The organism is Achromobacter sp. UBA2119 (assembly GCF_002331005.1).
Taxonomy (GTDB): domain Bacteria; phylum Pseudomonadota; class Gammaproteobacteria; order Burkholderiales; family Burkholderiaceae_B; genus Achromobacter; species Achromobacter animicus.
Genome location: NZ_DCYD01000023.1, coordinates 104,491 through 118,093 on the forward strand (window position 1 = coordinate 104,491; position 13,603 = coordinate 118,093).

Genomic DNA, 13,603 nt, shown 5'->3' on the forward strand with positions numbered 1-13,603 from the left:
GACGGGTGACGGGTGACGGGTCCAGACCCGGGCCCAGCCCAAGGTCCAGACCCAGATCCTGAATCAGACTCAGCCCAGGTCCAGCCAGACCCGGCGCATCGTCGGGTCCTCGGGATCGCGATCGTTCGTGAAGCCCAGGCTGGTCATCAGTGCCAGCATGGGCCGGTTCGTCGACAGCACCAGGCCGTCGATGTATTCCAGGCCCTGCTCGCGCGCGGCGTCGATCAGCGCCGTCATGAGCTGACGTCCCAACCCGCGCCGTTGCCAGTCGTCGCCGATCACCAGCGCGTATTCCGCCCCCCGCCCGTCGGGATTGCGCAGGTAGTGCGCAAAGCCCACCAGCACCTCGCGCGGATGGCCGCGATTGGCGGGATTGGGCACCTGCGTCGCCGCCACCAGGGCCAGTTCGCGGTGATAGTCCACCTGCGTGTAGCGCGACACCATGCGCGGCGTGAGTTCGCGCATCATCGACACGAACCGCATGTAGCGCGACCGCTCCGACAGGCCGCGAATGAATTCCTGCAGCGCCTCCCCGTCTTCCGGGCGGATCGGACGCAGCACCCACGGGATGCCGTCATCGAACCGGCGCACCTGCACCAGCCGAGCCGGATACGGGTGGATCGCCATGTGCGGGTAGCCCGTGGTCTGCGGCGAAGCGCAGCCCGGCGTATCGGTCAGCGTCATGCGCAGGCCGCCGGCGCGCAGATGCGTTTCACCGGCGTAGAGCGGATCGATGTCCAGGGATTCGATGTCGGGCAGTTCCGACACCAACTCGGACACCAGCACCAAGGTTTGCTGCAGCGCCTCGGCGGCCAGGTGGCCGACCCGGGGAGCCAGCACGCGACGCCAAAGCCGGCTGCGCTCGATGAGTTGGCGCGCCAGATAGCCGTTCAGCGGCGGCAGGTCCATGCCGCGCTCGGCCAGCGACAGCACCGCGTCCGGCCCGCCCGCGCCAAAGCGGATGACAGGGCCGAATTGCGGATCGCGACGCACGCGGATCGCCATGGGCCGGGACTCGGCTTCGGCGGCTGATGGCGCGGCGGCGTCGGACAACGGCACATAGAACAGCCCCAGCAACGTGCGGATTTCTGCGGTGTTCAGTTCGCGCCGGCAATCGGCACGTACGCGCGCGACGATTTCCCGCGCCGCCGCCAGGTCCGGCACGTGACTGGCAGGTTCGGGCGGCTGGGTCTGCAACAGCAACTGCTGGTTGTAGTGGTGCGACGCCAGCACGCCGAACGCGTCTGCGGCCGACTCGGGCGTGCGGAATGCCGACGTGCCCGCATCGTCCAGCATGCGCCGCAGCGGCCGCATCCCCGCGTCGCCCATGAAGCAGGTCACCACGGGTTTCTTGGCGGACGGCGCGATCTGCGCCAGTTCGCGCGCGACTGCCGGCATGTCGGCCAAGGCGTCGGGCGCCAGCAGCACCAGCACACCATCCACGCCGGTGTCGTCCAGGACGACTTCCAGCATGGCGCGGATGCGCTCGGGCGTCATCGGCAGATAGGTGATGACGGGGTTGGCGGTGCCGGCGTCTGGCTCAAGCATCTCGGCCAGCGCGCGCTGCGTGGCGGGCGCCAGGTCGGCGCGCAGGACGGCGGCGTCGGGGCCGATCAGGTCCATGGCGAGCTGCGGGGGGCCGCTGCCGTTGGAGATGAGCGCCACCCGGCGGCCCTTGGGGCGGCGCGTGTAGCCCAGCACCTTCACGGCCGAGAAGAGCTGCACGAAGTAGCGCACACGCACCGCGCCAGCCCGGCGCAGCGCCGCATCGAAAACGGCGTCGCTGCTGTCGGCATCGGAGCGGCCGGCCTTGAGCACGATCACCGGCTTGATGCTGGCCGCGGCCCGCAGCGTGCTCATGAACTCGCGGGCGGGCCCGACGTCTTCCAGGTAGAGGACGATGCTGTCCGTGCGCGGATCGCTGGCCAGGTAGTCCAGCAGCTTGGGCAGGCCCACCACGGCTTCGTCGCCCAGCGACACGGCGGTGGAAAAGCCGATGTGCACGTCCTCGGCCCAGTCCATGACGGCGGCCATGATGGAGCGCGACTGCGCCACCAGCGCCACGCGGCCGCTGCGCGCCAGCACCGGGTGCTGGCTGAAGTTCAGGCCGGCGTGCGGCCGCTGCGCGCCGAAGGAGCGCGGCCCCAGCAGTTCGCAGTGGTTTTCCTCGGCCCAGGCCCGGCACAGCGCCAGCGTGCCGCGCGGGTACGGGTCGGGCAATTCGTGCGGCAGCAGAATTACGGCGCGAGGCGACAACGGCGCCAGGCGGCGCAGCGTTTCGGGCAGCACGGCAGGCGACACGCAAACCAGGGCCAGATCAGGCCGGTCGCCCTGGGCCAGGCCTTCAAGCCTGTCCGGCAGGTCGGGGGCTGCACCGGGTTCGACGGCGACAACCGTGGTCTTTGTCTTCAGGGCGGGAGACAGGGAACTTGCCGCGGGCAGCGGCCGATCGGCCACGATCACCAGCGAGGCGGGTTCGAACATCGGCGCAAGAGCGTGTCTCAACATGGGGAGGTCGGGCCAGGGCCTGTTCACACTAATCTAAAATAGCGTTCATCGTATCAAGACAAGCCCGCTGTCCGCTTGATGAGGACACTGCCCGACGCCGCTTTGTGGCGCCGCAGCCGCTAACACTGCCACCTATGACTTCCAACGCCACTACACCCATTCGCACCCGCTTTGCGCCTTCGCCCACCGGTTTCCTGCATCTGGGCGGCGCGCGCACCGCGCTGTTCTCCTGGGCCTTCGCGCGCCACCACAAGGGCACCTTCGTGCTGCGCATCGAGGACACGGACGTCGAGCGGTCCACGCCGGAAGCGGTGCAGGCCATCCTGGACAGCATGGAATGGCTGGGCATGCAGCCGGACGAAGGCCCCTTCTACCAAATGCAGCGCATGGACCGGTACCGCGAAGTCGTGGCCCAGATGCTGGCCGCCGGCACCGCCTATCACTGCTACAGCTCGCCCGAAGAAGTCGAAGCGATGCGCGAGGCCGCCCGCGCCCGCGGCGACAAGCCGCGCTACGACGGCACCTGGCGCCCGGAACCCGGCAAGACGCTGCCCGCCATCCCCGAAGGCCGCAAGCCGGTGGTGCGCTTCAAGAATCCCCAGGACGGCGCCACGTCCTGGAACGACATGGTCAAGGGCACGATCAGCTTCGACAACACCGAACTCGACGACCTGATCATCGCGCGTCCGGACGGCACGCCCACCTATAACTTCTGCGTCGTGGTCGACGACTGGGACATGGGCATCACGCACGTGCTGCGCGGTGACGACCACGTCAACAACACGCCCCGCCAGATCAACATCCTGCGCGCGCTTGGCGCCACCCTGCCAGAATATGGCCACGTGCCGATGATCCTGGGCCCGGACGGCGAAAAGCTGTCCAAGCGCCACGGCGCGGTCAACGTCATGGAGTACGACAACGAGGGCTATCTGCCCGAAGCCATGATCAACTACCTGGCCCGTCTGGGCTGGAGCCACGGCGACGACGAACTCTTCTCGCGCGACCAGCTCGTGTCGTGGTTCGACACCAAGCATCTGTCCAAGTCGGCGTCGCAGTGGGATCCCAAGAAGCTGAACTGGGTCAACGCCCACTACATCAAGCAGATGGACAATGCCGAACTGGCCGAACGCGTCGCCACGCGCGTGGCGACGCGCGGCGGTTATCCCGAGCAGATCGACCTGCCGGGCGTCATGGGCCTCCTGAAGGACCGCGCCGAAACGCTGGAGCAACTGGCCGACGGCGCCATGCTGTTCTGCGGCGAATTCAAGGGCGCGCCGGCGGAGCTGGCCGAGCAGCACCTGACTGCGCCGGCCCGCGAGGCGCTGGCCGATTTCGCACAGCGTGCGCAGGACTCGGAGTGGACGCGCGAAGCGCTGTCCGCGCTGATCAAGGGCGTCCTGGCCGACCGCGGACTGAAGATGCCGCAACTGGCCATCCCGCTGCGCGTGGCGGTCACCGGTCAGACGCAGACGCCTGCGGTGGATGCGGTGCTGGCGCTGCTGGGCAAGGAAACCGTGCTCAAGCGGCTGTCGGCGATTTGACTCCGGGTGCCAGACACCCACCGAAAGCCTACTGCCCAGGTGTCTGACACCCTTGAGAGATAACGCCACAAACCCGCGACGGTCTCGGCAGGGTGTCTGACACCTGCATAAACAAAGGGCCTTTTCATCCAACGATGAACAAGGCCCTTTCTGTTTTCAATCTGGCGTAACGCCAACGCCCTCACCCCTGCTGCATCCCCGCCCTCGCCTTGAGCGCCCGGGCAAAGAACGCCCCCAGCAGCGGCAACAGCACGGCCGAGCCGCCGAACAGCGCGCCCGGTCCGATCTCGTCCACCACCGCCCCCGCCAGCGCCACGCCGGCCGCCTGCCCCATGAACAGGCACGACGCGAACCACGCGACCGCCGTGCCACGCGCCGACGGCACCATCTGTGTTGCGTTCGTCTGCAGCGTCGCGTGCAGCAGGTAGTACCCAAAACCCGCCAGGACGCTTGCCAGGAGGCTCCACATCCACACCGGTCCCAACAGGTATGACAGGAATGCCACGCCCAGCACCAGTCCGCCCGCGACAGCCAAGCCGCGCTCGCCGAGCCGCTTGAGGATGCGCCCCGCGACGACTGTATAGATCAGCCCGCCCACCGCGTACACGGCCACCAGCGCGCCCGCGGCCGTCAGCGAGATATCGAAGCGCTCATGCAGGTACGACGGCGCAAAGGCCAGCGCGCCGAACACCAGCAAGCCTTCGATGAACACCGTCGCCAGCACCACGCGCGCCCACCGCGTGCCGAGCACCAGCCGCGCCTGCGCGATAAAACCTTGCCGTGGCGCACCGGGATCGACCTGCGCAAATCCGGCCGCGCGCTGGCGACGCACTTCCAGATGCAGCAGCACGCCCACGATCAGATAGCCCGCCACGAGCGCGGCAAAGGCCCAGCGCCAGCCGACGGTATCGGCGAACAGGCCGCCCGCAAGCTGGCCGGCGGACATGCCGAGGATGGTGCCGGTCAGAAAGCGCGCCAGCGTCGCCTGCCGGCGTTCATAGGGGACGTTGTCGCCGATCCAGGCCATGGACAGCGGCACGATGCCCGCGCCCGCGGCGCCCGACAAGGTGCGGCAGAACACCAGCATATCGAGCGATCCGGCCATGACGGCGCCGGCGCTGCCCAGCGCACACGCCACGGTGGCGACGCTGACCACGCGGTATTTGCCGTAACGGTCGCCCACCGGACCGAAGAACATCTGCAGCACGCCATACGCCACGGCAAACGCCGTGACCGCGCGCGCGGCCTGGCCGGTGGTGGTGCCGAATTCCGCCGCCAGTTGCGGCAGCATGGGATCACAGATTCGGAAAGCGCTGGCGCTGACGAAGGCGGCCAGCGCCAGCAGCGCGATTGCGCGTGCTTCGGAGGACAGGGCGGGCATGGATAACCGGCGGCGGGGCGAAAGTCGAAGCCCGCACCTTACCGCAGCCCGGCCCGCTTGGCGAAACCGCCGGGCGAAGTGTCCGCCCGGCGCAACGCTCAGTAGGCGAGGCGATAGCCCGCCGGCATGCGGCGCGCGGTGAGCAGCATGCCGCCGCTCTTGAGTTCACGCAGCGACAGCTTGGATTGCTCGACCTTTTCGACGCGGTAGCGGTTCAGATAGATCGGATCGGTGGGGTCCACCGGCTCGCCGGCCGACTTGGTGGTGCGCATCGTGTAGACGCCGTTCTCCACGCTCCAGCAGCCCGTCTCGCGCAGCGCGGGACGCGTCTTGCGGCCGATCTTGAGCAGGGATTCGTAGGACATCGTGCCGTCGGCCGACAGCACGATCAGCGCTTGCATGTCGCCGGCCACGTCGCGCGGACGCGAATTCGACAACCAGGTGCCGACCATCGGATCACCAGCCTTGGCGGGCGTGCAAGCCACCGGCTTGGGCGGATCCGCAGGCTGGACCTCGGTGATGGCGGCGGGCTTCCTGGCGGCGCAACCGGCCAGGATCACGAGGGCGCAGGCAACGCCTGCCGTACGCAAAAACACACTGCTCATGACTTCCTCAAGACGTCCGCCGACGCGCCGCGCCGATCACACCGGCACGTCCCAGGCGCAGCGGACTTCACGCACTCTAAATAGGCGCCAGGGAAGAATCAACGAGGATCCGCGCCGTGTGCAAATGCGCAACAGTGCGGCCGCGAGCGTGCCCGGAATCCGCGCGGAAACCGCAAAAATGCGTTGGTTTCAAGCGACAGAACCTCTCTATATATAGAGCGCCCCGAAACGGCTACAGCGGCAGCCGCTGTTCGTGCTTGATCTCGCGAAGCGCCACGATGGTGCGCGTCTGCCGGATGCCCGGCATGTTGAAGAGGAACCGGTGCAGGAAGCGGTCATAGGCTTCGGGGCTTTCCACCAGGATTTTCAACAGGAAGTCCGAATCCCCGGTGACCGCATAGCACTCCAGGATTTCCGGCGCATCGCGCACCGACCGCTCGAAGTGTTCAACGGTGTTGGCCGAGTGCCGCTCCAGGCTGATCTGCGCAAACATGCAGCCCAGCCCCACCTTGCTGCGGTCGACCTGGGCGCTGTAGCCCTGGATCACGCCGCTCGCCTCCATTGCCTTCACCCGCCGCCACACCGGCGCGGCCGACAGCCCCACCTTCTCGGAAAGCTGCTGCGCCGAGGCCCGGCCGTCTTCCTGCAGGGCCTTGAGGATGCCGATATCGGTCTTGTCCATTCGTTTGTCTCCTGATTTTTTTGGAATACGAAATGTTCATTGCGAATTATAGGGATAGCACGATCCAAAAACGCAATAAACCTGATCCCTCGCGAACCTATCATGGTGCCAAATACGAGGAGCATTGACTATGGACGGTACCCCCGCCGCCGCACCCGAGCTGGACCTTGAGTATCAGCTCGCCGACAACCTGACGCGCGAGTCCGGCCGCATCTTCCTGACCGGCACGCAGGCCCTGGTGCGCATGATGCTCACGCAGCGCCGGGTGGACCGCGAGCGCGGCCTGAACACGGCCGGTTTCGTGTCGGGGTACCGCGGATCGCCGCTGGGCGGCGTGGACATGGCCATGTGGAAGGCGCAAAAGGCGCTGGACGCCAACCAGATCACCTTCCTGCCGGGCATCAACGAAGACATGGCCGCCACCGCGGTGATGGGGACGCAGCAGGCCGGCGTGCGCGACGACCGCAATGTCGATGGCGTGTTTGCCATGTGGTACGGCAAAGGCCCGGGCGTGGATCGCGCCGGCGACGCGCTGCATCACGGCAATGCCGCGGGCGCCTCGCGCAACGGCGGCGTGCTGGTGGTGGTGGGCGACGACCACACCGCCGTATCGTCCTCGATCCCGCACGCCAGCGAGGCCTCGCTGATCGGCTGGCAGATGCCCATCGTGCATCCGACGTCCATCGACGAATACGAGACCTTCGCGCTGTGGGGCTGGGCGCTGTCGCGTTATGCCGGCACCTGGGTCGCCTTCAAGGCGGTGTCCGAGACCATCGAAAGCGGCCACTCCTTCACCCCTGCCCCGATCCAGACTTACGACATGCCCGCAGATCCGGACATGCCGTCCGGATCGCTTGAGTATTCGGCGCGCGACTTTCTGTCCCTGGCGGTCGAGACGCGCATGAACCAGCGCATGAAGGCGGTGGCTGCCTTCGCGCGCCGCCACAGCCTGGACAAGCTGACCTGTCCGGCGCCCAAGGCAACGGTGGGCATCGTCACCGTGGGCAAGGCCCACCTGGACACCATGGAAGCGCTGGCGCGACTGGGCGTGGATACGGTGACGGCGAACGCGCCCGTACGCATCTACAAGCCGGGTCTCACCTGGCCGATGGACGAGGGCCGTCTGCTCGAATTTGCACGTGGCCTGTCGCACATCCTGGTCGTCGAAGAAAAAGGCGCGGTGGTCGAAAGCCAGATCAAGGACATGCTGTTCAACCTGCCCGAGCGCCCCACGGTCGTGGGCAAGAAGGGTCTGGACGGCGAGCCGATGGTGACGTCGGCCGGCCAATTGCGCCCGTCGCTGCTGGCCGCGCCGCTGGCCGGCTGGCTGTCGCGCGCCGCAGGACTTCCGGTGAACCGCGACCTGTCGGCGTTCGAATGCCAGGCCCCGCTGTCCAACGACGCGGACGGCATGCGCCGCCGCCCTTACTTCTGCTCGGGCTGTCCGCACAGCACGTCGACCAAGGTGCCCGAGGGCAGCCAGGCGCTGTCCGGCGTGGGCTGCCACTACATGGCTGCATGGATGGACCGCGACACGGGTGGCCTGACGCAGATGGGCGGCGAAGGCGTCGACTGGATCGGCCTGTCCCGCTACACGAAGATGCCGCACATCTTCCAGAACATGGGCGAAGGCACGTACTACCACTCGGGTTACCTGGCCATCCGCCAGGCCGTCGCGGCGCGCGCCAACATCACCTACAAGATCCTGTTCAACGATGCCGTGGCGATGACGGGCGGGCAGCCGGTCGATGGCCCCATCTCTGTCCCGCAGATCTGCCAGCAGTTGCGCGGCGAGAACGTGGCGCGCATCGTGGTCACCACGGACGAGCCCGAGAAGTACCAGGGCGTGGACCTGGGCCCCGGCATCAAGGTCCACCACCGCCGCGAGCTGGACGCGCTGCAGCGCGAGCTGCGCGAAATTCCCGGCGTGACCGTGCTGATCCATGACCAGACCTGCGCCGCCGAAAAGCGCCGCCGCCGCAAGAAGAACCAGTTTCCGGATCCGGCGCGCCGCATGCTGATCAACAGCGCGGTGTGCGAAGGCTGCGGCGACTGCGGCGTGAAGTCGAACTGCCTGTCGGTCGTTCCGCTGGAAACGCCTTATGGCCGCAAGCGTGCGATCGATCAATCCAGCTGCAACAAGGACTATTCCTGCGCGGAGGGCTTCTGCCCCAGCTTCGTGTCCGTGATGGGCGGCAAGCCCAGAAAGAGCGCGGCGCCGAAGGCCGACCAGGAACGACTGCAAGGCTTGATCGCCGGCTTGCCGCTGCCCGATATCCACGCGCTGGAGCATCCCTATCGCCTGCTGGTCGCCGGCATGGGCGGCACGGGCGTCATCACCATCGGCGCCATCGTGTCGATGGCCGCGCATCTGGAAGGCCTGTCCGCGGCAGTGCTGGACCTGACCGGGCTGGCGCAGAAAGGCGGCACCGTCGTCAGCCACATCCGTCTTGCACCCGCCGGCGCAACCGCCGGCCCCGTGCGCCTGGACTGGCAGCAGGCCGACGCGGCCATCCTGTGCGATCCGGTCGCCGCCGTCGCGCCCGATTCGCTGGGCGCCCTGCGCCGCGGCCACACCAAGGTCACGGTGAACACCTACGTGGCGCCGGTCTCCGACTTCACGCGCAATCCCGACGCCGCGATGCGCCCCGAAGCGCTGCTCGCCAAGATCCGCCACGCGGCCGGCGACACGCACACCGCGGCGATCGACGCGCACGAAGCGGCCCTCGCGCTCTTCGGCGACAGCATCCTGTCGAACATGTTCATGCTGGGCTATGCCTGGCAACGCGGCGGCGTGCCGCTGTCGCAGGCCGCCATCTACCGCGCGATCGAACTGAACGGCGTGGCGGTCGCGGCCAATCGCGCCGCCTTCGACAACGGCCGGCTCGCGGCGCATCAACCTGACGCGCTGCAAGGCGCCTTGCGTCCCCGGGCTCAGGTCGTGCAGCTTCACGTCCCCGAAACGTTCGAACGCGCCGTGGCGCGCCGGGTCGAAGACCTGACGGCTTATCAGGACGCCGCGTACGCCCGCACCTACCAGCAGGTCGTCGACGCCGTCGCGGCACGCGAGCGGGAGCTGGCGCCGGACGCCAAGTCGCCGCGCCTGGCGATGGCGGTGGCGCGCGGCCTGTACAAGCTCATGGCTTACAAGGACGAATACGAAGTGGCGCGCCTCTATACCGGCGACGCGTTCAAGGCGCAGCTGGAGGGTCAGTTCGAAGGCGACTACAGCCTGCGCTTTCACATGGCCCCGCCGATCTTCGCGCGCAAGGATCCGCGCACCGGCGTGCCGCGCAAGATGACGCTGGGTCCGCGCACGATGTCGGCACTGAAATTGCTGACGCGTCTGAAGGGCCTGCGCGGCACGTGGTTCGATCCGTTCGGCCACACGGCCGAGCGCAAGATGGAACGGGCGCTGGTGAAGGAGTACCGCCAGACCATAGACCAGCTCGTTGCAGGGTTGACCTCGGACAACCTCGCGCAAGCGGCTACAATCGCCGCCCTGGCAGAAAACATTCGCGGTTTCGGCCACGTGAAGGCCGCGAATGTCGACAAGTATCGGACCGATCTGGCCCGACTCATGCAGAGCTATACAGCACCGGCCTCACACGCCGTCCCCTTGCGGAAAACCGCATAAACAGCCGGTCTGAGTGGTCACTGACCTGGGCGCGCCTTACGGGGCGCGCCTGGTGCATTTGGTTACAATATTTTGTGGGATTCGTCTTATCTTCTTCTTGTCCCTGTAAACCTCGATCACTAGAATTAGTGGCCAACGAGGGGTGCTACACTACATCTTGTGGTCGCCCAAGCGCGGATTCCCGCCGGCCACGCCTTACGGACTAGCCTGTCCGGACGTTGCGACCCCCATTACAAGATCCAATTTTGACCCGACATGACGCCGTCATGCCGTTATCTACGCGCTTTTACGCACAGGAGCTTCCATGCAGACTACGATCGCCTCTGTGACCCGGCCTTCGGCCGTGCCGCCCTCCCAAACCGACTCCCCCGCCGACGCCAATAGCGGCAAATGGGCCAGCTACAACATCATCCGCCGCAATGGCTCGGTGGTTGGCTTTGAGCCCAGCAAGATTGCCATCGCCATGACCAAGGCCTTCCTGGCCGTCAATGGCGGCCAAGGCGCCGCATCCGCCCGTGTGCGCGAACTCGTCGAAACGCTGACCGGCCAAGCCGTCAACGCGCTGGTTCGCAACCGCCCCAACGGCGGCACCTTCCATATTGAAGACATCCAGGACCAGGTCGAACTGGCGCTGATGCGCTCTGGCGAGCATGACGTCGCGCGCGCCTATGTCCTGTACCGCGAAAAGCGCACGCAGGAACGCGCCGCCGCCGCTGCCGCCGAAGGCCAGCAAAAGGCCGCCGCCGCGCCGCAGGAACACGTGCTGAACGTCACCGACGGCGGCGTGCGCCGTCCGCTGGACGTCGCCGAACTGCGCGCGACCATCGTCGCCGCTGGCGAAGGCCTGTCTGAATTCATCGACGCCGAAGCCATCCTGAAGGAAACGGTCAAGAACCTGTACGACGGCATCCCCGTCGACGAAGTCTTCAAGTCCGCCATCCTGTCCGCGCGCGCGCTGGTCGAAAAGGATCCGGCCTACAGCCAGGTCACCGCCCGTCTGCTGCTGCACACGATCCGCAAGGAAGTGCTGGGCGAGGAAGTCTCGCAAGACGGCATGGGCGCGCGTTACGCCGAATACTTCCCCACGTTCATTGCCCGCGGCATCGAAGGCGGCCTGCTGTCGCCCGAACTGGCCAACTATGACCTGACCAAGCTGGGCAAGGCGCTGAACGCCAAGCGCGACCTGCAGTTCGGCTACCTCGGCCTGCAGACCCTGTACGACCGCTACTTCCTGCACATCCGCGGCACCCGCATCGAACTGCCGCAGGTCTTCTTCATGCGCGTGGCCATGGGCCTGGCGCTGCGCGAGACCGACCGCGAAACGCGCGCCATCGAGTTCTACGAGATCCTGTCCTCGTTCGACTTCATGAGCTCCACGCCCACGCTGTTCAACTCGGGCACGCTGCACTCGCAGCTGTCGTCGTGCTACCTGACCACCGTCTCGGACGACCTGGAAGGCATCTACGACGCCATCAAGGAAAACGCGCTGCTGGCCAAGTACGCCGGCGGCCTGGGCAACGACTGGACCCCGGTCCGCGCGCTGCGCAGCCACATCAAGGGCACCAACGGCGAAAGCCAGGGCGTCGTGCCGTTCCTGAAGGTCGTCAACGACACGGCCGTCGCCGTGAACCAGGGTGGCAAGCGCAAGGGTGCGGTCTGCACGTACCTCGAGTCGTGGCACCTGGACATCGAAGAATTCCTGGAACTGCGCAAGAACACCGGCGACGAACGCCGCCGCACGCACGACATGAACACGGCGAACTGGATTCCCGACCTGTTCATGAAGCGCGTCATGGAAGGCGGTGAGTGGACGCTGTTCTCGCCGTCCGACTGCCCCGACCTGCACGACAAGTATGGCCGCGCGTTCGAAGAAGCCTACGTGGGCTACGAAGCGCGCGTCGCCAGCGGCGAACTGAAGCTGTTCAAGAAGATGCCGGCGCTGACGCTGTGGCGCAAGATGCTGTCGATGCTGTTCGAAACCGGCCACCCGTGGATCACGTTCAAGGATCCGTGCAACATCCGTTCGCCGCAGCAGCACGTGGGCGTCGTCCACAGCTCGAACCTGTGCACCGAGATCACGCTGAACACCAACGAATCCGAAATCGCGGTTTGCAATCTGGGTTCCGTGAACCTGGTCGCACACATGAAGCCGGCTGCCGGCGGCGGTTTCGAACTGGACCACGACAAGATCAAGCGCACGGTCAGCATCGCGATGCGCATGCTCGACAACGTGATCGACATCAACTACTACGCCGTCGACAAGGCCCGCAATTCCAACGCGCGCCATCGTCCGGTGGGCATGGGCATCATGGGCTTCCAGGATTGCCTGCAGATGATGCGCGTGCCGTACGCATCGCAAGCCGCAGTTGAATTCGCGGACCGTTCGATGGAAGCGGTGTGCTATCACGCGTACTTCGCGTCGAGCCTGCTCGCTGAAGAACGCGGCCGCTATCAATCGTATGAAGGCTCGCTGTGGTCGCGTGGCATCTTGCCGCAAGACACGCTGAAGATGCTGCGTGATGAACGTGGTGGTCACGTTGAGGTTGATGAATCGAGCACGCTCGATTGGGATACGTTGCGCACGCGCATCAAAGAACACGGCATGCGCAACTCCAATTGCATCGCAATCGCCCCAACCGCCACTATTTCCAATATCATTGGCGTATCTGCGTGCATCGAACCCACTTTCCAGAACTTGTACGTCAAATCGAATCTCTCCGGCGAGTTCACGGTCGTTAACGATTACCTCGTGCGTGACCTGAAGAAACTCGGTCTCTGGGACGAAGTCATGGTCGCCGACCTCAAGTACTTCGACGGCAGCCTGTCCCGCATCGATCGCGTTCCGTCCGAACTCCGCGAACTCTACGCCACCGCGTTCGAAGTCGAACCGAGCTGGCTGGTTGAATGCGCGTCGCGCCGTCAGAAGTGGATCGATCAAGCCCAGTCGCTGAACATCTACATGGCCGGCGCATCGGGCAAGAAACTGGACGACACCTACAAGCTGGCATGGACGCGTGGCCTGAAGACCACGTACTACCTGCGCACCCTTGGCGCCACCAGCGCCGAGAAGTCCACCGGACGCGGCGGCGAACTGAACGCCGTCAGCGCAGGCAATCCGTCCACTGCTTCCGCCGTTGCCGCAGCACCTGTTTTGCCGGAACCCGAAGTTCTCGGGGCGGTTTGCACCATGCGGCCGGGCGACCCCGGCTTCGAAGAGTGCGAAGCCTGCCAATAACCGCCTCCGGAGAA

The 13,603-nt window shown here is 66.2% G+C and carries 7 protein-coding genes; 3 read left to right on the top strand and 4 right to left on the bottom strand.

Annotated features, from left to right (window positions below):
• Positions 1-69 precede the first annotated feature (69 nt).
• Positions 70-2,508 (bottom strand): GNAT family N-acetyltransferase, encoded by a 2,439-nt coding sequence (locus B3098_RS28225; RefSeq protein WP_279974956.1) that lies wholly within the window; start codon positions 2,506-2,508, stop codon positions 70-72.
• A gap of 134 nt (positions 2,509-2,642) precedes the next feature.
• Here B3098_RS28225 and gltX point away from each other — a divergent pair, with 134 nt between their 5' ends.
• Positions 2,643-4,049 carry a glutamate--tRNA ligase gene (gene gltX, locus B3098_RS28230; protein ID WP_279974955.1) on the top strand — a complete coding sequence of 469 codons (1,407 nt, stop codon included), beginning with the start codon at positions 2,643-2,645 and terminating at the stop codon, positions 4,047-4,049.
• 181 nt (positions 4,050-4,230) lie between these two features.
• On the opposite strand, the gene B3098_RS28235 is transcribed toward gltX, so the two are convergent.
• From B3098_RS28235 to B3098_RS28245, 3 genes are all read right to left on the bottom strand, one after another.
• On the bottom strand, positions 4,231-5,430 hold the full coding sequence (locus B3098_RS28235) for an MFS transporter (protein ID WP_286900490.1): 1,200 nt from the start codon (positions 5,428-5,430) through the stop codon (positions 4,231-4,233).
• Between the two features lie 98 nt (positions 5,431-5,528).
• Positions 5,529-6,035 carry a hypothetical protein gene (locus B3098_RS28240; RefSeq protein WP_286900493.1) on the bottom strand — a complete coding sequence of 169 codons (507 nt, stop codon included), beginning with the start codon at positions 6,033-6,035 and terminating at the stop codon, positions 5,529-5,531.
• Between the two features lie 232 nt (positions 6,036-6,267).
• Positions 6,268-6,717 carry an Lrp/AsnC family transcriptional regulator gene (locus tag B3098_RS28245; protein ID WP_175126229.1) on the bottom strand — a complete coding sequence of 150 codons (450 nt, stop codon included), beginning with the start codon at positions 6,715-6,717 and terminating at the stop codon, positions 6,268-6,270.
• A gap of 130 nt (positions 6,718-6,847) precedes the next feature.
• Between B3098_RS28245 and B3098_RS28250 the strand changes: the two genes are divergently transcribed.
• Entirely contained in the window at positions 6,848-10,354 is a 3,507-nt protein-coding gene (locus tag B3098_RS28250; protein WP_239214267.1) for an indolepyruvate ferredoxin oxidoreductase family protein, read from the top strand.
• A gap of 304 nt (positions 10,355-10,658) precedes the next feature.
• On the top strand, positions 10,659-13,589 hold the full coding sequence (locus B3098_RS28255) for a ribonucleoside-diphosphate reductase subunit alpha (RefSeq protein WP_175139128.1): 2,931 nt from the start codon (positions 10,659-10,661) through the stop codon (positions 13,587-13,589).
• Positions 13,590-13,603 lie beyond the last annotated feature (14 nt).